Origin of the sequence: Micromonospora sp. NBC_01638 (genome assembly GCF_045209745.1) — a bacterium.
Lineage (GTDB): Bacteria > Actinomycetota > Actinomycetes > Mycobacteriales > Micromonosporaceae > Micromonospora.
In genome coordinates this window covers 5,059,236-5,082,392 of record NZ_CP109273.1, presented here as the reverse complement: position 1 = coordinate 5,082,392, position 23,157 = coordinate 5,059,236, and the positions used below count along the sequence as shown (strand labels likewise).

Here is a 23,157-nt window from a genome sequence, read left to right as displayed (position 1 = left end):
ACCGCGCAGGTGGGCGGTCGGGGACGTCACCGAGCGGCCGATCCGACCGGCTGCCCGCTCGCCAACGCCCGCCGGTCGATCTTGCCGTTCGGTGTGCGCGGCAGCTCGTCGAGGACGGAGAACTGCTCAGGCACCAGGAAGTCGGGAAGCCGGGCACGCAGGTACGCCCGGACCTCGTCGAGGTCCACGTCGGTACCGCTGACGACGGCGATGAGTCGGACCGGCTCACCGCTGGGCAGAACCGCGGCGTCGCGGACCGCGGGGTGGCGACGCAGCAGCCCTTCGATTTCGCCGGGCTCCACGCGCTGGCCGCGGATCTTCACCTGATCATCGATACGGCCGTGGAACTCCAGCGCGCCATCGGCACGCACCCGGCCTCGGTCACCGGTCCGGTACATTCGGGCACCCGGCTCGTCACTGAACGGGTCGGGCAGGAACCGGGCGGCGGTCTCCTCCGGCCGGTGCAGGTAGCCCAGCGCCACTCCGACTCCTCCGATGTAGATCTCGCCGCCCTCACCGATCGGGACCGGCTGACGCGCGTCGTTCAGTACCCGGACCCACGCGCCGCCGATCGGGCGACCGAGCGGCACCGGGTCGGGCAGCGGAGCACCCGCCGGAATGACCAGGTACGTGGTGGTCATCGTGCACTCAGTCGGCCCGTACTGGTTCACCAGGCGCACCCGCGGCCCGAAGATGCGGCGTGCCGCAGCGCAGTCAGCGGTGTGCAGCCGCTCTCCGGCAAAGAGCACCAGACGCACCGAAGGTGCGGCACCGGTGGCCAGATCGGCCATGCCCCGCAGCAGGGTCGGCACCACGGCGAGCAGGCAGGTCACCCGGTGCCGGCGGATCAGCGCCAGCATCGCCGCGGGGTCCTTCGCCTGGTCGGGACTGAGCAGGACCACCCGGGCACCGACGCTCAACGGGCCGAAGAGGTCGCGTACCGAGGCGTCGAAGGCGAGCGAGGCGATCTGCAACACCGTGTCGGCCGCGGTAACGTTGTGCTCACGCATGATGTACCGCAGGTGGTTGACGACCCCCCGATGGTGGGCGACCACCCCCTTCGGGGTGCCGGTGGAGCCGGACGTGTAGACGACGTACGCCGGGCTCTCCTGCCCACCGTCGGGCGGCGCGAGCGGTGCGGACCCGCCAGACGACGCTGCCTCGGCGAGCAGGGTCACCTCGTCCACGACCGGGCACGACGGCGAGACGCCCGTCAGCTTCCCGTCGCCGAACAGCAGCGCGGGCCGGGCGCTGTCGAGGATCGACGCCAGCCGCCCCGGCGGCTGGGCGGGATCGAGCGCGACGTACGCGCCGCCAGCCTTGAGGACCGCGAGCGCCGCTACCACCATCGCCACCGACCGGTCGAGGGCGATGGCCACGAACCTCTCCGGGCCGACACCCCGAGACCGCAGGGCCACGGCGAGCCGCTCGGCTCGGGCGTCGAGCTCGCCGTACGTCACCCGCTCGGTGCCGCTGATCAGGGCGGTCGCGGATGGCGTTCGGGCCGCCTGGGCCGTGATCAGCTCATCGAGCCGGGTGACCGGCGGGTCGGAGACCGGCTCTGTCGATTCGGGCCGGCGTAGCTGCTCCACGCCGACGAGATCGTCCGGCGGCGCGTCGGGCACCTGTTGATCGAACCGGGCGAGCGACGGGACGAGCGTGGCCGCCGCGGTCAGCCCCAGCATGGCCACCGCCAGTGCCAGGTACAGCAGACCGATTCCGCGCCCGGGGCCCACTCCGATGACCGCGCCGACCGTCGACGCGAGTGCCCCGTCGGCCTCCATCAGGGGCTCGAGCAGTCGCCCACCCAGCGGGCCCACCACGGCGTACCCGATCGGCAGCGTGCCCCAGGAGATCATCTGGTTGAGGGCGAAGACCCGGCCGTGGAACCGCTGCGGAACCTTCACCTGGACGATCGTGGCGTAGATCCCCTGGGTGACCGAGAGGGCCAAACCGGCACCGAAGAGCCCGGCGGCGACCAGGAGAAGGGTCGGGCGGAGGCCGACGAGGATGTAGCAGGCGGACATCGCGGCCGTCGCGATGAGCACACCGGTCGCCCGCCGCCGGGTCGGCCCGCCCCAGACGATCACCACCAGCCCGCCGATCGCCGCGCCCACACCTTCGGCGAACGCGACCTGACCGACTTGGGTAAGGGAACCGAAACCCAGGACCAACGGCGGCACCATGATCAGTGCTGCGCCGAGGAAGACGTTGAGCGCGGCGAAGAACAGCAGCATGCTGCGCAGGCCACGAATGGCCCAGATGAAGCGCAACCCACCGAGAAGCGCGGCCCGCATCGACTCGTCGCGGATCCGGCCCATGGTCTGCGGGAAACGCACGACGAGGAGTACGACCACGGCGAGCACGTAGCTCGCTACACCGACGGCCACGATGCCGCCCAACCCGAGCAGCCCCAGCAGGCCGGCGCCGAGCAGCGGCGCCACCATGGTGGCGAAGCCGGTGGCGAGCTGGTTCACGCCGTTGGCGTGGCCGAGATACGCCTTCGGCACCAGCTGCGGGGTCGCGGCGAGGAAGGCGACCCGCTGGAACGACGCGGCCGTGGTCAGGCAGACAACCAGCGCGTAGAGGTGCCACACCTGTAGGTGCCCGCTCCAGAAGAGCAGGCCCATGGCCAGCTCGGCCAGCCCGGCCGCCGCCCCCGCCAGGAGCATCACCCGGCGCCGGTCGAGCCGGTCGACCAGCGCGCCGGCCAGCGGGGAGACCAACAGGGTGGGCACGATGCCAAGCGCCGCGAAGAGGGCGAACGAGACGTACGAGCCGGTCTCCAGGTAGACCCAGACCGGGATCGCCCACTGGGTCAGCGCCGAGCCGGTCAGCGAGGCGAGCTGCCCGACAGCAATGGCCAGGTACTTACGCATGTTGCGGGGTGCCGTCGGCATACCGGCGCTCGGGTCGACGGCGACCGTCGGCACACCGGCGCCGGGTTCGGCCGGAGCAGAGCCGGCCGGGTCAGCGGTGGTATCTGGGTGCACCGCGTGCGCCCGCCAGCCCGCCTGGGGGCCGCCCAGGCCGGTGAACTCACCCGCCGCGATCGCCCGGTGGGTGCTGGTCAGGATGTCGGCCAGCTCGTCGGCGCGATGGGCCAGGAAGTAGTGTCCCGCCTCGTCGATCACCGCCACGGCTGTCGTGTCGGAGACGGTCTGCCACTCGCGGAACCGTTCCTGGTAGAACTCGGTGACCCGGTCACGCTCCCCGACCACGGAGATCACCGGCGCGCGCAGGCGCGGACCGGGATCGGCAAGCAGGCTGGTGAAGTAGTCCTCCGCGGCCTGGCCGTCGCGGCGCATGTTCGCCACGATCCGGTCGGCCTGCGCCGGCTCCAGCTCCGACAGGTCGACGCCCATCCCGGTCAGCCAGTTGGCGAAGACCCGGTTGCTCGCCAGCCCGTCGAGCCGGCGCAACACCGAGCTCAGCACGCCCTTGGCCCGTGCGGCCGGGAACACGCCCCCGAGGTATAGCGCGTCGACCGGCCGTCCGGCCGCCTCCAGCCCGCGGGCCAGTGCCACGGCGAGCGCACCACCGACCCCGCAGTGTCCGTACAGGATGATCGGACCCGGCACCCGGTCCAAGATCTCCGCCAGGCAGGCGTCGATCAGCTCGTCAAAGGGCAGCGCCGCCTCGTCGAGCCCCACATCGTGACCGGGGATGGCGACGGCGTAGAGCGCATGGCCGGGTGGCAGGGCGTCGGCCAACGTCTGGTAGACGGCGGCACTGCCGCCGCCGTACGGCACACAGACGTAGGAGACGACACGTTCCCCGCCCGGGGTCAGCTCGTGCAGCAGCTGGCGGTCACCGTCCTGCGCACCGTCGACGAGCGCCGCCAACCGCCGAATCGTCCGGCCGGTGACCACGTCCATGACGCCGATCTGGCGGCTCCGGCCAGCGGTGAGCTGGCGCAGCCGGGCAACCAGTCGTACCGCGAGCATGGAGTGCCCACCGACGGCGTAGAAGTCGTCGTCGAGCTGCGCCGAGGAAACCCCGAGCACCTCCGCCCAGATCTCGGCGATCGCCTGTTCGGTGGCGGTGCTCGGCGCCCCCTGATCGGCCGGTGCCGGTTCGTCGACCGGGGTTGCGCCGTCGCGAGGCGGCGCGGCGGGCGGCGTGTCCGCAGCCGCCGGCGTCGTTGCGAGGGCGGCGTGGTCGATCTCGCCGTCCACGCCACGCGGCAGGGCCGACACGTGGACGAGGTCGGGCGTGAGATCGGCCGGCAGCACCTCGGCGAGCGCCGCCCGTACCTTGGCCAGGTCACCCACGGGCCGGGCGACGTATCCGACCAGCCGGGGGCCGGTGGGTGTCTCGTGTACCACCGTCGTGGCGTCAGCGACGCCGGGCGCGGCCCGCAGCGCCGCCTCGATCTGGTGCCGCCAGCGCAGCGCGTTCAGCAGCGGCCGGTGGGCGGGTGGACCCAACACCTCCACCGTTCCGTCCGGCCGTCGCAGGCCGAGTTCTCCGGTGGGCAACTCCCCCACCACTCCCACCGGCACCGGCTGCCCGGCCCGATCGACGACCGGCAGGCCGTCGGCCCGCTCCCACGCGTCCAGTTGGGTCCGTTCGGCTGGGTCGAGCAGCGGCAGTGACCCGAGCGGCGTGTCCGGCCCCCCGACCGCTGCGGACAGCAGCCGCAGATAGCGGTCGACGAGCGTACGGGCGGTGGCTTCGGTGAAGAGCGTCGCGTGGTACTCCAGCCGGACGTACCGGTCGGTCACGCCGAGCATCAGTTCGTCGCGGGCCACGCCGTTGCCCGTGCCGGTGCCGACATCCGGTAGATAGTTGAAGCCGAGCTGGTACAGCGGCGACACGCTGGGGTCACGGCGCGGCGCGACGGCCTCGACGACCTTCTGGAACGGAGTGTCCTGGAACTCCCACGCCTGCCCCAGCTGCCCACGCACCCGGTCGACCAGCACCGCGAAGCTGGGATCGCCGGACAGGTCGAGACGGAGCACCAGGGTGTTCACGAACATGCCGATCAGGGGCTGCACCTCGGGCAGCTCCCGTCCGCCGACCGGAACGCCGACCACGACCTCCCGGTCGCCGGACAGCCGGTGCACGAGGGTCGCGTACGCGGCGAGGAAGAGCATGAAGGGGGTGGCGCGCAGGCGCCGGGCCAGCCCGGCCACCTCGGCGGCGAGCCCGTCGGGGAGGTCGGCGGCGACGTCCGCGCCGGGGGCCGGCCCGCGCGCCGGCCGGGGCCGGTCGGTCGGCAGCGTGTGCACGAACGGCACGCCGTCCAGCACCGCCCGCCAGTGGCGCAGGTGCGCCGCCAACGTGTCGCCGCTGAGCTGGTCGCGCTGCCAGTTGGCGAAGTCGGGGTACTGGATCGTCAGCTCGGGTAGGCGCGCCGGGCTGCCGTTCACGAGCGACCGGCACAGCTCGGTCAACTCGGTCCGCAGGTTCGGAATCGAGGCCCCGTCGAAGATGGCGTGGTGGGCCACGAGGACGAACCGCCACTCGGCGTCGGCCAGCCGCACCAGCGTCGCCCGCCACAATGGCGGCGCGTCCAACGGAATCGGCCGTACGCTCTCCGCCTCGTAGCGGGCGGTCAACGCCTCCGGCGGCTGGCCCCGCAGGTCGACCTCGGCCACCTCGACCGCGACGCTGCCGTGGACGACCTGGCACGGCTCACCGTCCACCGCCCGCAGCGACGTCCGCAGCGCCTCATGCCGGGACACCACCTCCCGGAACGCACCGACGATTTCGCTGGCGGCCAGCGGATACGGCAGGTGCACCGAAGTGACGATGTTGAAGGCGGGTGAGTTCGGCTCGACCTGGTCGACGAGCCACAGCCGCTCCTGCCCGTACGAGGCGGGCACCACCCATTCGTCGTCCGACATCGGGTACTTCTGCTCCTCGCTCATCGGCCGGGCCTGGACAGGCGCGGAATCGTCGTGGGCGCGGCGGGCGTCTCCGGCCTGTCGTCCGTCTTGGACGCCAGCTCCGCCATCGCGGCCACGGTGGGCGCCGCGAAGAGGCTGCGCATCGGGAGCTTCACGCCGAGCGCGGTCCTGACCTGCCCGATGAGCTGCACCGCGACCAGGGAGTTGCCACCCAGTTCGAAGAAGTCGTCTTCCACGCCGACCTGGTCCACACCGAGCACTCGACCCCACACCTGTGCCAGGCCCTTCTCCAGTTCGTTGCGCGGAGCCACGTAGTCGATGCCGGCGGGACGCTCCTGCGGCCGGGCCTCGTCCGACTGCGCCTCGACGGCGTCCACGGTCAGCTCCCGAGCCGCGCGCAGCGCCTCGTCGAGTGACCGGGCCGAGACCACGACCTGTGGCCCGAGGTCCGCGGCGAGCAGCCGGTGCAGCGCCTCGACACCGTCCGCCGGCCGGATGCCCGACCCGTCGTCCGGCGCCCCCGCAGCGCGCGCCGGACCCGCCGCGCGGGCGGAGTCGGTCAACGCTGACGCGTCGACCCGTCGCAGCGTGAACTCGCTGATCTCGGCGATCACCCGGCCGGTCTCGTCGAGCAACGTCACGTCGGCGACCAGCTCGTCGTGGTCGTACGAGCGAGGCACGACATGGCTGAACAGCCGCTCCGGCAGCGGCCCCCACACCCGCACCCGCCCGTAGGCGAACGGCAGGTAGCCCACCGCGTCGCCGAGCCACCCGAAGGAGACTGCCTCGTCGAGGACGGCCGGGTGCAGCGGCCAGCGGGACAGCTCCACGCGGACCACCTCGGGCACCGTCAGCTCCAGCAGCGCTTCCACCGGTCCGGAGCCGGTGGCCGCTGCCAGGCCGACGCGGCGCAGGCAACGCCACCGGGATCCGTACCGCAGCACCGAAGCACCGCGCTCGATCTCCGGGTCGTACGCCCGTTCCTGCCCACACCGGGCACGCAGCGCGGCGAGATCCCGCACCGGCGCTGCGCCGGCCACCCACGCGGCCTGACCGCGGGCATGGATCAGCGCCCCGGAGGCGCCCTCGCTCGCCACCTCGACCTCGCCCCCGGTGTGCCCGCCGGAGACGGTGACCCGCACCGCGACCTGGTCGCCGTCGGGCACCGACAGCGGCTGCAACAGGGTGACGTCGCGCAGCTCGACGGCGCTACCCGGTCCGGGCGCGGAGACCGTGGCCGCGAACGCCGCCCGGACGAGTTCCAGGTGACCGGTGCCGGGCACCAGCGGTACGCCGCCGAGGCGGTGTTCGTCAAGCAGCCAGTGGGTGCGTGGCGAGACCGGACCGGACAGGATCACGTCGCCCTGCTCGCCGGCCTGCCGCCGGACCAGGACGGGGTGGTCCACGACGATGGCGCCGGCGCCGAGCACCCGCGCGAACGCCGCCGGCATGGTGGTCTCCACCGCCATGCCGACCTCGCGCCAGGCACCCCAGTTGACCGAGACCACCCGACCCCGCCAGCCGTGGTCGCTCTGCGCGTACGCGTCGAGGAAGCCGTTGGCGGCGCAGTAATCCACCTGTCCGAAGCCCCCGGTCAGCGCGGTGACCGAGGAGCACAGCACGACGAAGTCGAGGTCGAGGTCGCCGAAGACCCGCTGGAGCGCGAGCGTGCCGCGCAGCTTCGGGGCCAGCACCTCCTCCGCCACCGCGCGCTCCTTCACCTCGGCCATCCCGCCACCGGGCAGGCCTGCCGCATGGATCAGGCCGTCAACCCGGCCGAACCGGCTCAGCGCCTCGGCGCGGACCCGCCGCAGGTCGTCGACGCTCGTCACGTCCGCAGCGCAGACCAGAACCTCCGCCCCGACCGCCGCCATGCGTCGGATCGCCGCGACGGCACGACCCACCCGGCCGGGCACGCCGTCGTACGCGGCCCACTCGTCCTCAGGTGGCAGCCCGCTGCGGGACATCAGCACCAGACGGGCTCTGGTCCGCCGGGCGAAGTCCTCGGCGATCGTGATGCCGATCCCGCCCAGCCCGCCAGTGATCAGGTAGACGCCCTGCTCGACGAGGGTCGGTGTGGGGCCGGCCAGCACCTTCACCTGCTGGTGGTCGGGTACCCAGCGACGCCGTCCGCGCAGCGCCACCAGCTCCTCGTCCGCGTCGTGCAGCAGCTCCGTGACCGCCGCCGCGGGCTGGTCCGCGTCGATGTGCCGCACGGTGAGGGTGGGCAGTTCCTGGGGGACCACCTTGGCGATGCCGGCGACCGTGGCATGTTCGGGTCGGCTGAGGCCGGCGCCGGTCACGTCGACCGCACCCGAGGTCACGATGTCGAGCCGGATCGGTCCCGCCGCGGCGGCGAGCGCTTGGACCAGGTGCAGCAAGCTGAAGAACCCGAGATCCTGGGCCTGCCAGGCGGCCTCCGGATCACGCCCGGCCGGGACGGCGGCGGCAGTCCAGGCATGCACGACACGCTCGGGCGTCGCGCCGTCGGCTGTCAGCTCGCTGAACAGCCGACCGTAGTCGCCCGGGTGGCCGGGCCGAACCCGGAAACCGGAACCGTCACGGCCGTAGCCGGCGCCGGGACGGACCTCCACCACCGCGGCGCCGCGCTCACGCAACGTGTCGGCGACGCCCTCGCCGTCGGTGAACACGAGCCACGACCCGGTGGGTGCTCCGGCGGCCGGTATGGCGTCGAGCGGGCGGACTCGCCAGGACGGCACGGTGAACCATTCGTCGACCGGCAGCACCGCGCGCCGCGGCCGGGGTGGGACCGCGGCCGGCGTACCCCGCTCGACCCAGTGGCGACGCCGCTCGTACGGGTAGCCGGGCAGGGCCACCCGGCGGCGACCCGGTGCAGTGGGCGCCTGGGCGCCGGTAGTGCCCTCCACCGCGGCGAACCGCCTCCGGTCGAGCGGGACTCCCTGAGTCCACAGTCGGGCGGCGGTCGTGTACAGGGTCGCGCAGTCGCCCAGCCGCTCGCCCGGCGCGGGGAGGCACGTCAGCGGCGCTGCGTCGGTACGCGGCAGCTGCATCCGGACCAGCGACGCGAGCTGACGACCCGGTCCGCATTCGACGAACGTCCAGCCTTCCTCGGCGACCAGGCGCGCCACGGCGTCGCCGAACCGCACCGGCTCACGCAGGTGGCGCACCCAGTAGTCCGGATCGGTCGCCTGCTCCGCCGTGATCCAGTCGCCGGTGCGGTTGGACAGGAAAGGCACCGTCGGGGCCTGCCGCGGGGTGGCGGCGACCCGCTCGCGGAACGCGTCGAGAATCGGTTCCATCATCGCCGAGTGGAACGCGTGTGAGGTGCGCAGCGCCTTGGCGTTCACGCCGTCGGCGCGCAGCCGCCCGCCGAACTCCTCGACGAGGGTGGACGGGCCCGCCACCACACAGATCCCCGGGCCGTTGACCGTGGCGATTTCCAGCCCGGCCGGCAGCATCGCGGCGATCTCCTCCGCGCCGCGCGATACGGCGAGCATCGCTCCCGCCGGCACCGACGCCATCAGCCGGCCCCTGGCGGCCACCAGACTGAGCGCGTCCGGCAGTGTGAACACCCCGGCCAGGGTCGCGGCCACGTACTCGCCGATGGAGTGGCCCAGCATCGCCGCGGGACGTACGCCCCAGGACGCCCAGAGCGTGGCCAGCGCGTACTCCACGGTGAACAGGGCGGGCTGGGTGTATTCGGTGCGGCCGAGCAGCTCGGCGGCGTCCGGCGTCCGGCCGAGGATCACGTCGAGCAGGTCGCGGTCGAGGTGGCTCCGCAGCACCCGTACGCACTCGTCCACGGCGGCCCGGAAGACCGGCTCGGCGGTGTAGAGTTCCGCGCCCATGCCGGGGTGTTGCGCGCCCTGACCGGAGAAGAGGAACACCAACCGCTGCCCGTCTGCGGCCAGGCCGGTGTGGCGCCGCTTCGGGTCGGTGAGCGCGGCGGCGGCGCCGGCCAGGTCGGTGGCCACTACCGCGGCGCGGTGCGGGTGCGCGGTGCGACCGACCCACAGGGTGTACGCCACGTCGGCGAGGTCGAGATCGGGGCGTGTACGCAGGTCATCGGCGAGCCGGGCGACCGCGGTCGCCAGCCCCGTCTCCGTCTTCGCGGAGACGGTCAGCACCTGCGCCGGACGGGTCGGCTCCGGGGCTGGGGCGCGGACGATCGCCGGCGCCTGCTCGACCACGAGGTGGGCGTTGGTGCCGCCGAACCCGAACGAGCTCACCCCGGCCCGGCGTGGTCCGCCATCGGAGACCCATTTGGTCAGGGCGGTGGTCAGGTAGAACGGGCTCTCGGGCAGGTCCAGCGCGGGGTTCGGGGCCTGCACGTTGATCGTCGGCGGGATCACCCCGTGTTCCAGCGCGAGCAGTGTCTTGATCAGCCCGACGACGCCGGCACCCTGGCTGAGGTGGCCGATGTTCGACTTGACCGAGCCGATGCCACACCACTGCCGGTCGTCGCTGCTCCGCGCGTACACCTCGCGCAGCGCCGCCAGCTCGATTGGGTCGCCGACCTCGGTGCCGGTGCCGTGCGCCTCCACGTAGGTGATCGTGCGGGGATCGATGTCGGCCAGCTCGACGGCCTGCGCGACGACCTCCGCCTGCCCGTCGATGCTCGGCGCGCTGAAACTCACCTTGGCGGAGCCGTCGTTGTTGATGGCGTTGCCGCGGATCAGGCCATAGATGTGGTCGCCGTCGGCGAGCGCGTCGGTCAGCCGCTTGAGGACCACGACCCCACCGCCCGAGCCCCACATGGTGCCCGACGCGGCAGCGTCGAACGGCCGACAGTGCCCATCCCGGGCGATCACACCGCCGTCGAGGACCAGGTGTCCGCGCCCGTGCGGCAGCTCCACGCACACGCCGCCGGCGACGGCCGTGTCGCACTCGCCGCTGCGCAGCGCCTCACAGGCCAGGTGGGTGGCGACCAGCGACGTCGAACACGCGGTGTGCACGGTCAGGCTCGGCCCGCGCAGGTTCAACTTGTACGACGCCAGCGTCGCCACGTAGTCAGGGAAGTTCCACATCGACAGGTCCATGTGGAAGTCGCCGGCTCCGCTCGGGCGGAGGTGTTCGTAGGCGTACGTTTCGCCGCCGGTGCCCGCGTAGACACCAACGGACTGCCCGCCGGCGAACGGGTCGTAGCCCGCGTGCTCGAGCGCGCTGTGGGTCAGCTCCAGGAAGAGCCGGTGCTGCGGGTCGGCCACCTGGGCGTCGCGGGCGCTGAGACCGAACAGCGGCGCGTCGAATGCGTCGTAGTCGTCGAGAACCGGCGCCGCGGGCACGAAGTGGGGGTCGTCGACCTCGTCCTCCGGCACGCCGAGAGCGATCTGGTGGGCGCGGTCGAACCACGTGACCGACTCGACCCCGGCCACCAGGTTGTGCCAGAACTCGTTGACGTCCCTCGCTCCGGGTACCCGGCAGGCCATGCCGACCACGGCGATCGGCTCAACGCCGTAGGACTGCGGTTCCTCATTCGGCACTGGCTGTTCCCCTCGCTCGACTTGCTGCCCTGGCCTCGCTGCGGCCGCGGATTCGTTCCCGGCGGGTGGTCGCCCGCTGTACGGCCAGGTCGATCCCGTCCCCGCCGGCCACACCGTCCAGGTATGCGGCGAGGGCCCGCACGGTGGGATAGCGGAACAGGTCGACCAGGGGGATTTCCCGCCCGAGTGCCTCGGACAACCGGTGCTGTACCACGGCCATCGCGAGGCTGTGCCCGCCGATGTCGAAGAAGTTGTCGGTGCTCTGGACCTGCGACACATCCAGGGTGTCCCGCCACACCCCGGCGACCAGTTCCTCAGTGACTCCCGTCGGAGCGGCCGGAGCCGCGCCGGACAGCGGCGGGCGGGCGGGCCCGGCGGCGGAGTCCGGCTCCGGCGCCGCAGCCGTCGCCGGGACCGCATTCCGGGCCGCCCGCCACAGGGCGCCACCGGCACTGCCGTGGCCGGCTGCGGAAACCACGGTGGTGTCGTCGTCCGGCCCCTGGTGGCCGATCTCGCCGATCGGCGACTCCGGCACGACCGTGACCTGATCGAGGAGTTCCAGGTAGCCGTCGAGGAGCGCGGCGATCCGATCCGCCGCGAACAGATCCGGGTTGTAGACGGCGTCGAGCGCCAGTACGCCACCCCGCTCGACCAGGTAGACGGTGAGGTCGAAGGCGGATCCCGGCAAGCCGGCGGGCACCCGCTCCGTGCTGATCTCCGGCAGTTCGAGCGCCGGCTCGGCGAAGTTGAACACGTTGAAAAGCACCTGCACCAGGGGCGAGCGGGTCGTGTCGCGCGGAACCGCCAGCGCCTGGACGATCCGCTCCAGCGGTGCGTTCGGGTGGGCCAGCACGTCGAGCAGCTCCTGCCGGCAGGCGCGCACATGATCAGCGAAGGTGCCCGCCGAGTCCGTGCGCAGGCGTACCGGGACGATGTCGACGAAGAAGCCGACGAGGTCGGCGACGGCGGCCAGCCGACGGTCGGCGACGACCGCGCCGACGACATGGTCGACCCCGCCGGTCAGCCGCCGCAGCACCTCGCCGAACGCGGCGAGCAGCACCGTGGCCGGCGTCGTGCCGAGCGACGCGGCGAGCCCGCGTACCCGGCTGTCGACCTCGGGCGGGAACGAGGTGGTGGCGAACGCGCCGCGATACGTCTGGGTGGCCGGGCGGACCTGGTCCGCGGGCAGCTCCAGCACGGTCGGGGCGCCCACCAGGTGCTCCTTCCACCAGGCGAGATCCTGCTCGCCACGGGCGCGATCGCGGGCGGTACGCCACACCGCGTAGTCGGCATAGCTGGCGGTCAGCGGCCCGAGGCCGGTCGCGGAGTCGCCCGCCGGCTGGCTTGCCCGGGCCGCCGCGTATGCGGTGCCCAGCTGGTCGTAGAAGACCGCCTGGGACCAGCCGTCGAAGACCGCGTGGTGGAACGCCATCGCGAAGACGTGTTCGTCGTCGGCGAGCCGGTAGAGCTGTGCCCGCCACACCGGACCGGTCGACAGGTCGAACCGGGTCGCCGCACAGGCCTGAAGTCCCACCCGCAGTTCGGCTTCGCGCCGGTCTGCATCCAGAGTGGACAGATCTACGACCGGCAGCGAAGCGTCGCCCGGCCGCTCGCAGGTCACGTGCGGGGCGCCGGCCACCCGGGTGATCCGCCAGCGCAGCACGTCGTGCCGGCGGACGACCTCGGTCAACGCGGCGCGCAGCGCATCCACGTCGAGCGGGCCGCGCATCCGCTCCGCCATCGCGGTGTTATACGCGGCAGAGTCGGGCGCGAGCTGGTCGAGGAACCACAGCCGGCGTTGCGCCGGCGAGAGCGTCGGCGGATGGCCGATCGTCAACTCGGGCTCGGTGAGCGGCGTCGTGGCGGTCACCCGGGCGGTGAGAACGCCCAGCGTACGGGCGTCGAAGACGTCTTCCACGGCGACGTCCCGGGCCAGTTCGGCGCGGAGCGTGGCGACCAGCCGCATCGCGGTCAGTGAGTCACCGCCAGCCGCGAAGAAGTCGTCGTCCGGGCCTGCGGGGGCGCCGAGAGTCCGTCGCCACGCGTTGGCGACGGCGGCCTCCAGGTCGCCGGCCGCTCCGGCCTCGCCCGGGGTCACCCAGCGGTCCCCGGTACTGACGGTCGCGACCTCGCGCAGCCGGGCCGCGTCTCGCTTACCTGCGGTGTTCAGCGGCAGTGCGGGTACCCGGACGACGCGGCGCGGCACCATCACGTCGGGAAGGCGTTGCCGCAGGTACGCCAGCATGTCGTCGTCGGACGGCTCGCCGGCCGGTACGAGCACCGCGACGAGTTCCAGGTGGTTGTCGGGCCCCACCGCGACGAGCGCCGCCTCCCGCACCCCCGGGTGTCCGCACAGGACGTGCTCGATCTCGTCGAGCTCCACCCGCTGGCCTCGGATCTTGACCTGCCGGTCGGTCCTACCGAGGAACAGCAACTCGCCGTCGGGCAACTGGACGGCGCGGTCGCCGGTGCGGTACAGCCGTGCCCCGGGCTCGCCGGAGTACGGGTCGGGCACGAACCGTTCCGCGGTCAGGTCCGGCCGGCCGAGGTAGCCGCGGGCCACCCCGACGCCGCCGATCAGTATCTCGCCCGGTGTGCCGGGGGGCACCTGCGTACCGTCCTGGTCGACGAGGTAGATCCGGTGGTTGGGTAGCGGGCGGCCCATCGGCAACGGACGGTCCCAGCGGCCGGACGCGGTGAAACTGGTGACGCAGACGGTGGCCTCGGTCGGGCCGTAGCCGTTGGAGAACCGGCGTACCGGCCGGTCTGCCGGTCCGGCCCACCGCTGGACCTGTGCCGGATCGGGCGCCTCCACGCCGGTGAAGACGGTGCGCCAGTGCGGCAGCTTCGCCGGTTCCAGCAGCGGCAGCAGCGCGGCCGGCACGCATCCCCAGGTGACCTGGTGCGCCTCGGCGAAGCGTTGCAGCCGCGCGGGATCCACCCGGTCGGCGTCCGGGACCAGCGCGATCTCGCCGCCGGCCACCAACGGAATGAACAGGTCCTGGACGGACGCGTCGAAGCTTAGCGACGCGAAGCCGAAGGCACGGGTTCGTTCGTCCGCCCCCGTGTGGGCGCCGAACGCGGTGACATGGGCGACCACACTGCGGTGATTGACCACGACGCCTTTGGGGCGGCCGGTGGAGCCGGACGTGTAGAGCACGTATGCGGCGTTGTCCGGCGTCGCCGGGCAGGACGCGGTGTCCACCGGCGCCGAGGTGTCCGCGGCGGCCACCGGGAGGCCGACCAGCGTCACCGCGACGTCGGACAGGGCGTCCCTGCCAGCCTGGTCCACCACCGCCACCGTGATGCCCGCGTCGGCGGCGATCTCGGCACGCCGCCGCCACGGGTGCCCACGATCCAACGGCACGTAGCTGCCGCCGGCGAGGAGCACGCCGAGCACCGCGACCAGCAGGTACGGCCGACGCTCCGCGCAGATGCCCACCGGTGTCTCCGGGCCGACGCCGAGCCGACGCAGCTTCCCGGCGAGGACCGCCGCCCCTTCCGCGAGTTCGGCGTAGCTGAGCACCTCGTCCCACTGCCGCACGGCGACCGCGGCACCGCGCCGGGCAGCGGTCGACAGGATCAGCTCCGCCAGGGTCAGCTCCGGGTACGGGAGCCGCTCGCCGACGATGTCACTTCTCGTCACTGTTCTTCTCCCCAGGTGCGAGGCCGCGCCGGATCGACCACCTGAAACCGCAGCTCGGACTGGTATCGGCGGCCGTGTGCGTCGGGAACCCAGGACTGGTGCGGCCCGGGCAGCGCCTCGCTCACGACGAGCGTGGTTTCGCCACCGGCGCGCTGCCGCGCGCCACGCACCATCGCACACAGCGACGAGGCGAACAGCGGGCTGGACAGGTCCACGTAACAGGGCTTGATCTCGGTCGCGAGCTTCACGTAGACCTGTTCGGGCAGGCCGAGCGCGCGCCGCCAACGTCGGACCGCGAGATAGCGCCCGAGGCTGCCGGTGGCGTCGGCCAGCCCGGACTCATCGGCCGTCGTCCGCCAGGTCTCCCGGACCACCACCAGCCGATCGATCAGGATCCGGGGTGTGTGTGCCGCCGTGCTGACCAGCTTGAACGCCTCCGACGCGTGCATCGACAGCAGCTCGCTGAACATCTCCACCAGCGGTATGGGGGGCCGGTCAGGGCCGTGCACGAGCAGCTCGCCGGCCACGTCGCGGACCCGCAAGGCGGTGATCGGCACGAGCCGGGTGTCAGCCCCCGGCGCGGGAAGGAACCCGAGCCGGGTGTCGGTGTGGTGGTGCAGCCGGAAACCGACCCGGGCGGTGAGCCTCGGCGACGACGAGGGGAACAACAGCCGCACCCGGCCGGTGCCGAGGTCGGTGGCGAGCCAGTCGCGCAGCCGGTCGGGCGCCTCGTGACCGGAGACGAAGACCCCGCTGTCCAGGGTGGACCATGCTGCGTGCAGCTCGCCGAGGACGGCGAGGCAGTCGCCCCGGGTCAGCGCCGCCAAGCTGTCCGCACAGAATTGCAGGTCGGGGCTGTGAATCCGTCCCGCCGACCAGCCCGGACGGCTCGCCGGGAACACCTCGGCGACCCGCTCGGCCAGGTCCGCCGCGCGCAACCGCAACGCGCTGGTGCCCGGCGGAACGTCGTCGAGGCCGGCGAGGGCGGCGAAGCGTGCCGCCAGCTCCGTCGACACCGCGTCGACCGGCCGATCACCCTCACCGAACAGCAGGCCCTGGGCCAAATACCACAGCTCGGCGAAGGGCACCTCGGCCGTACCGAGCTCCGCCGCGAGCTCCTCGTGAAGGCCCCGGAAGGCGGCACCGTAGGCGCCGGCGAGTTCGACGGTCAGCCAGCGCGCCACCTGGAGAAGTACGCCGAGTGGGGCGGCGAAGCCATCGAGCACCGATGCGCCCAGTTCGACGTCGAGGTCACGGACGGTGTCCTCGTAACAGACCGCCCGGCCCGCGTACGTCTCGCCCTCACGGTGCAGAGCCGGCGCGCCGGTCACCGCGACGAACGTGGCGTGCAACACGTCCAGGGCGGCACGCAACCGATCGGGATCGGCCGCGGCGTCCGCGACCGCATCCCGAGCGGCGCGTAGTCGGGCGAAGTCGGCCGCGACCGCCGTCCGGATGTCCTGGTCGCCGATGCCGTCGATCAGTTCCGCCAGCCGCGCTTCCGCACCCCCGTCCATCGGCAGGTCGCAACCCCACCACACCAGGCCCCGCTCGACAAGTTGGTCGAGCACCAGGTAGACGTCGTCCATCTTGCGCAGTCCCGACCCGCGCTCCGGCTCCTGCGCCACGAGCTCCGCCGCCACCTGGATGACGGGACGTCGCCCGTCGAGCCGGTCGACGACGGCGGCTTCGGCCGGGGAGAGCTCCACCGGCGGCGCCGTCGGCCGCAGGACCCGCCCGTCGCCGTCGCGCCAGAGGTGCACGTGCAGACCTGCGGGCAGCCAGGGCCGTATCGCCGGATCGGCGGCGAGCCGGTCGCCGAAGGCGTTCAGCGCCCGCCACTCGAAGGTCACCATCCGCTCCCGAGTCAGGGCCGGGCCCGGGGTGACCGTGGTGGCGTCCGTGGCGGAGATGCCCACCCAGCAGATCGGCCCGAAGAACCCGATGGTGTCGTTCTTCGCGGCGTATCGCTGCCAGTAGCGCCCGATGACCTGCTCCCGGGCGCGACGCTTGTCGTGACTGCGTTCGTCCGGCCCACCCCGGCGCACCGCATCGAGCGCGACCAGGGCGTTGAGGTTCTGCCACGTCACCGCCTCGCGGAAGCGTGGATCACCAGCCAAGTCGTAGATCACCTTGCTGGTGCCGCCGACCGTGGTGGAAAGGGCAGCACGCAGCTGCTCCCCGGTCGCCGCGCCGTCGAGGTGGTCATCGGCGACGGCGGCCAGTTCCGGTGCGGACAGGCGCAGCACGTCCTCGGCGGGGAACCCCGCCGCGCGCAGGACCGCTTCGCGCCACACCGCCCATCCACCACTGCCGAGCGGCACGAGATGGTCCGCCGGCACGGGTTGACGGGCCGACACACTCGGCGCGACGGTACGACCGCTCTCGTCCCCGGAACCGTTCTCGGCACTCCTCAGCAGGTCGGTGGCGACGAGCGCGGCGACCTCGGGCGCCCGGTCCTGAAGGAACATGTGTCCGCTGTCGACGGATTGCAGAACGAACTCCTCCGTGGTGTGCCTCGCCCATTCGCGCATGTGACTCGGCCCCGCATCGACGTCGCCGCGGCCGGCGATGCAGACCAGCGGCACCGGCAACGGTTCCTCGTCGCGGTACACGTACCGGCTCAACCACCGCAGGTCGGCGCGGAGCACGGGGACGAAGATCTCGCGCAACTCTCGGTTCGCCCGGACGATCTCGGGCAGCCCACCCATGGCTTCGATGCGGGCCAGCAGCTCCCGCTCCGGCGCGTCGGCCAGCTCGGCCATGGTCTTGGGCAGGTGCGGTGGCCGGGTCGCCCCGAGGTAGAGCCGGCGAGGCATCGGGCCCCGACGCCGGCGCAGCTCGCGGACCACCTCGAAGGCGAGGAGGCCGCCGAGGCTGTGCCCGTACATCGTGAACGGCCGGTCGGCGCACTGCCATACCGCGTCGACCACCTGGTCGAGGGTGAACTCCGGCGGCTCGTCGATCCGCGCCTCACGGCCGGGAAGGGCCAACACCTGCATCTCGATCGCGGCGGGCAGGCACGCCGGCCAGTCGCGGAAGCTGCTCGGGCCCGCGCCGGCCGGTGGCAGGCACAGCAGCAGTTCGGCGCCGCCGGTGCGGCCCCCCAACCCGGTGAACCACCGTACGGTCCGGGCCGGCGACGTTGCGGCGCCCACTACCGCCCCCCGGCGAACTGCGGAGCGCCCACCCGGTCGATCCAGTGCCGCTGGCGCTGGAACGGGTAGCCCGGTAGCGGTACCCGCCGACCGGGCCCCACCGGAGGGTCTCCGCCGGCACGCCACCCGGTTGCCTGGTCACGGAACTCCCCCGGCACCTCCGCCGGCAGGGCCGGGGCCTGTCCGGCGGCGACGGCGCGCAGCGCCTCCACCGCCTGCGCGATGTCCCGCACGACGACCGCCTCGCGGCGAGCCAGCCGCCGTCGGCCGGCGGCGAGCGTGTACGCCACGTCGGTGAGGGACCATGCCGCGCCGGCGGGTACGTCGCCCGGTTCGCCGGCGAGGTGGTCCGCCAGTCGGGCGGCGAGAGCCCGCAGCGCCTCGTCGGTGGCGGCACTGAGCGGGAGCAGTGCCCAGTCGGCGTTGTCGTCGGACGCGAGCGGCGTCGGAGCCTGTTCGACGAGGACGTGCGCGTTGGTGCCGCCGAGCCCGAACGAGCTGACGCCGGCACGGCGGGTACCCGTCCACGGCCGCGCGTCGGTGCTGACGACGAACGGGCCGCTCTCGAGGTCCACGCCGCGATGCGCCCGGGTGAAGTGCGGGGTTCCCGGGAGAACGCCGTGGTGCACCGCCAGAACGGTCTTGATCAAGCCAGCCACACCGGCAGCCGCGTCGAGGTTGCCCACGTTCGATTTCAGCGAGCCGAGCACGCAGAAGCCACGGCGGGCCGTGCCGGTCCGGAACGCCCGGGTCAGCGCGTCGACCTCGATCGCGTCCCCGACCGCGGTGCCGCTGCCGTGACCTTCGATGAAGCTGAGGTCGTCCGGACGCCAGTCGGCCGCGGTGAGCGCCTCGGCGACCACCGCGCTCTGGCCGACGACCCCGGGTACGGTGAAGGCGCCGCGATCGGCACCGTCGTTGTTGACCGCCCAGCCGGCGAGTACGGCGTAGATGTGGTCGCCGTCGTCCACGGCGTCACCGAGCCGCTTGAGGACGACCGCCCCTGCCCCGTTGCCGAAAACCTGCCCGGTGGCGTCCGCGTCGTACGGCCGGCACACTCCGTCGGCCGCAAGCGTCCCACCCGTGCGGTGCCGGTAGCCGGCCTGATGCGTGGAGACCACCGACGCGCCGCCCGCCACCACCACGTCGCACCGAAAGTCGAGCAGGCTCTGCGCCGCCTGGCAGACCGCGACCAGTGAGGAGGAACAGGCGCTCTGGATGGCAACCGCCGGCCCGTTCAGCCCGAGCGCGTACGCCGCACGGGTCGGCAGGTAGTCGCTGGAGGCACCGGCCAGGATCTCGTCCCAGTCGTCGCAGAACCCATTCGCCGGTCCTACCGCTGGATTGCCGAGCAGGTGGTGACGAAGGTACCGGTTGACGCCGCAGCCACCGAACACACCGACCTGGGTGGTCGCTTCGGCCCGACCGTAGCCGGCGTCTTCCATGGCCCACCAGGCGACCTCGAGGAAGAGCCGGTGCTGTGGATCGAGCAGCGCTGCCTCGTCATCGCGGTAACCGAACAGTGCGGCGTCGAAATCGGTGAGCCCATCGAGGTGGCCGAACGCCGGCACGAAGCTCTCGTCGTCGACGACCTCGGCGGGCACACCGGCGGCGATTGCCTCGGCTCGAGAGAACCTCCGCACCGAGTCGACCCCGGTGCGGAGGTTACGCCACAGGGCGGTGGCGTCGGCGGCGCCCGGAACCCGGCAGGCCAGGCCGATCACCGCGATGCGGTCGTCGTCGGGACTGATCATCGCTTCTCCCCCATGCGAGCCTCGCGGCGACGGCGCATTCTGCTGGCGACCCGGGCCAAACCCGCGTCGTCGGCGAGCGCGGTGGCGGGCCAGTCGACCGCTCCGACGGCGTGGGCGGCGTTCGCTGGCGTGTCGACCGTCCGCAGGTACGCGGCGAGCGCGGCCACCGTCGAGAGCTCGAACAGCCGGGCCAGCGGCACCCGGTGGCCGAGGTCCGTTTCGAGCCGCTCCTGGACGAGTGCCAACAGCAGGGAATGCCCGCCCAGCTCGGTGAAGCTGGCGTCGCGGTCGACGTGGATCAGGCCCAGCGCCTCGGCCCAGATAGCGGCGACCGCGCGTTCGACCGGATCGGCAGCCACCCCCTCTGCCGGGGACACCGGGGGTGCGGGCAACGCGGCGACGTCGAGCTTGCCCGTCGTCCCCATCGGAAGCGCGTCGACCACCACCACGGCGCGGGGCACCATGAAGTCGGGCAGGGTCGCGGCCAGGGCCGTCCGGAGGGCAGCGGGGTCGAGACGTCGCTGAGGAGCAGGGTGTCGGTCGGCGGGCGGCTCGGTACGCGCGGGTACGACGTACCCGATGATCTCCTTCTCCGTGCCCTCGGCGCCCCCGGTGCGGGGCCGGGCCATGACGGCGGCCTGGCCGACCCCGGGCAGCGCCGCGAGCTGCACCTCGATCTCGCCCAGCTCGACGCGGTGGCCACGGATCTTCACCAGGCGGTCGGCACGGCCCAGGAATTCCAGCAGGCCGTCCGGCAGCCGCCGGACGATGTCGCCGGTCCGGTACGTGCGGACGCCGTCGCACTCACCGAAACGCTGCGCGGTCAGCTCGGGCTGCCGCCAGTAGCCGAGCGCCACGTGCGGGCAGCGGACCACCACCTCGCCGGTGTCGCCGGCCACGCCGTGCTCGTCGATCAACAGCACCTCGATGCCGTCCAACGGGTAGCCGATCGGCACGACCGCACGGTCGAGTGCCGCGTCGGCGGGCAGGTGGTACTGCGCCGCGAAACTGATCTCGGTGGTGCCGTAGCCGTTGACGAACACGGTGTCCGGCGTGAAGTGACGCCGTGCCAGTTCCACGTCGTGGCGAGTGACCTCCTCGCCGCCGAGGAGCACCGCGCGGATGTCGGGCAGCGTGCCGGTCCGGCCGAGGCTGGCGCACAGGTAGCGGTAGACGGTCGGAGTGGAGTGGTAGATGGTCACCCGGTGCTGGGCCAGGGAACGCGCCAGGTGGCCGAGCCCGTGCGTGCGGATGTCGACCGGGACCGCGGCGGCGCCCGACAGGATGGCGCCGAACGTGTCGGTGACCGCCATGTCGTAGCCGAACGACGTCAGCACGCTCGTCCGGTCAGCCGGCGTGATCGCGAAGTTGCGCACCTGGTTGGCGATCCCGAAGAGGACGTTGCGGTGGCTCTGCACCACGCCCTTCGGTGCGCCGGTCGAGCCCGAGGTGTACAGCACGTAGGCCGGATCATCCGGTGCGGCGGGGCCGGCGAGCGCGGCGAGCACCGCGTCGAGATCCGGGGCGTCGCCGGGGCCGGCGACCTCGACCACCCGCAGCCCGGGGCGGTCCACCAGCCTCACCAACTGCTGGGCCTGCTCGGCGTGGGCGGCGTCGACGAGCAGCACGTCGGCGGCGCTGTCGGCAAGGATGTGCGCCAGCCGGCGGGCCGGGAAGGTCGGCTCGAGCGGCACGTACGCCCGGCCGGCCACCAGCGCCGCCAGCAGTGCGGTGACGGTGGTGATGCCGTGCCGGCACAGCAACGCGGCCTGCCCTCCGCGGGCGGGCCCGATGGTGGCCGCGGTCGCCGCGACAGCTGCGGCAAGCTGGCGGTACGTCACCTCGGCATCCTCGGCCAGCACCGCAGGACGGTCCGGATGCTGACGTACCTGCGCGGCGAAGGCTGCCGGGATCGTGTCGCCCGTCATCGTCCGGCCCACACCGCAGCGGCGATGTCGTCGACGGTGGACACCTCCACGTCCGCCTCGGCCGGGACAAAGTCGCTCCCGCCGTAGCAGCCGCTGCCGTGCAGGACGATCTCGTGCCCCTCGGGGACCATCCCGCGGTCGATGGCGTTGAGCACGCCGGTCAGTCCCATGACGATGGACCATTCCCGCAACTCGGCCGGGTCCGCCGGGAGCCTCGGGCTGTCGCCGTCGAACCACTCCCGCAGCATCGGGTAGCGCTCCAGGCACTCGCGCCGCGACACGACGATCCCGTCGCCGCCGAATCGCCGGATGAGCTCGTTCATCGCCGGGGAGGTGGCTGGCTCGTGGGTGTAGAAGGTCGAGTCGAGCACCTCGGCCGGGTCGTCGGTCATGGCCGGGAACCGCGAATCGGCGTCCTGCACCGACACGCCGCTGGCCGGATCGAGCCGGTACGCCGGCATGTTCGCCCGCGAGAAACTGCCGTACCGCAGGCTGAGCACCATGTCGGGCGTGCCCAGGTGCTGTACGAGCAGGAAGCCTGGACGATCAGTGGGCCGGGCCCGGCCGGCCGCCTCGAGTACGTCCCGGCCCAGGTTGTAGCCGAGCAGCCCGTACGCGCTGGAGACCGAGTGGGCATGCCACCGCGGTCGCGCCGCCGACGCGGGTGAGACGTCCGCCTCGAAGGCTGCCCGGGCAGCGTCGGCGACGAGGTAGTTGCGCAGGTCCAGTGAGTACCAGAGATTCATCCCGAGCCGGTCGTACGCCTCCGCGGCGTACTTGTCGACGAAGGCACGCCCGAGTGTCTTGACGTCCGCAGGGGCGCCGCCGACGTAGCGCAGCAACGGGTTCGCCGCTCGCAACGCGGGGTCGCCGGCAAGCCTGTCGTGACGGAACTTGTGGCGGGTGGCGGCGGGAGCGAGCACGACGACGGAGAGCTGATCGGGTTCGACCAGCCCGACCTCGATGGCCCGGCCGACCGCGTCACGCAGCGCGATGCCCTTGTTCGCCGATGTGGGGGTGACGATCCGGATCGCCTCACCGGTACGCCGGATGTGCTCGACCGCCCGCGCCACCATCACCAGTGAGGCAAACGTCTTCGTCGTCTGGGTGCCCGGGTTGCCGGTGAGGTCGAGGAACTGGACCGGGTGGCCGCCGTACTCGCCCAGCCGACGCCAGCCAGCGGTCGCCGGCGCGAAGAAGTCCCGGACGTTGTCGGTCAGCGCCGGCAGGTCAAACCCCGGCGCGAAGGTCGGCGTGCCGGACGCGCCCGCTGGTGGCGGCGCGCACCGGGTGACGGCGGCGGCGATCAGGTCGTAGTAGTCAACGATGAGGTTACGACCGGTCGTCATTG

At 72.7% G+C, this 23,157-nt stretch carries 7 protein-coding genes; all 7 read right to left on the bottom strand.

The genetic code is table 11. The annotated features are described in order from the left end of the window. Positions 1-26 precede the first annotated feature (26 nt). The 7 genes from OG811_RS23755 to OG811_RS23725 are packed head-to-tail and all read right to left on the bottom strand — an operon-like array spanning position 27 to position 23,155. Positions 27-5,876 carry an amino acid adenylation domain-containing protein gene (locus tag OG811_RS23755; protein WP_406068788.1) on the bottom strand — a complete coding sequence of 1,950 codons (5,850 nt, stop codon included), beginning with the start codon at positions 5,874-5,876 and terminating at the stop codon, positions 27-29. Continuing rightward, positions 5,873-11,320, bottom strand: a complete 5,448-nt coding sequence (locus OG811_RS23750; protein ID WP_406068787.1) for an SDR family NAD(P)-dependent oxidoreductase — start codon at positions 11,318-11,320, stop codon at positions 5,873-5,875. Before OG811_RS23750 ends, OG811_RS23755 begins: the two co-directional genes overlap by 4 nt. After that, entirely contained in the window at positions 11,310-14,966 is a 3,657-nt protein-coding gene (locus OG811_RS23745; RefSeq protein ID WP_406068786.1) for an amino acid adenylation domain-containing protein, read from the bottom strand. Before OG811_RS23745 ends, OG811_RS23750 begins: the two co-directional genes overlap by 11 nt. Then, a complete protein-coding gene (locus OG811_RS23740) occupies positions 14,963-18,124 on the bottom strand; it encodes a thioesterase domain-containing protein (protein WP_406068785.1) in 3,162 nt (1,053 codons plus the stop codon). The genes OG811_RS23745 and OG811_RS23740 overlap by 4 nt, the downstream gene beginning before the upstream one ends. Next, positions 18,124-19,878: a beta-ketoacyl synthase N-terminal-like domain-containing protein gene (locus OG811_RS23735; protein ID WP_406068784.1), complete on the bottom strand. Its 1,755-nt coding sequence runs from the start codon at positions 19,876-19,878 to the stop codon at positions 18,124-18,126. Before OG811_RS23735 ends, OG811_RS23740 begins: the two co-directional genes overlap by 1 nt. Then, positions 19,875-21,806: a non-ribosomal peptide synthetase gene (locus OG811_RS23730; protein WP_406068783.1), complete on the bottom strand. Its 1,932-nt coding sequence runs from the start codon at positions 21,804-21,806 to the stop codon at positions 19,875-19,877. The genes OG811_RS23735 and OG811_RS23730 overlap by 4 nt, the downstream gene beginning before the upstream one ends. Next, complete coding sequence (locus tag OG811_RS23725; RefSeq protein WP_406075882.1) at positions 21,803-23,155, bottom strand: DUF6002 family protein; 1,353 nt, start codon at positions 23,153-23,155, stop codon at positions 21,803-21,805. The genes OG811_RS23730 and OG811_RS23725 overlap by 4 nt, the downstream gene beginning before the upstream one ends. Positions 23,156-23,157: the final 2 nt, after the last annotated feature.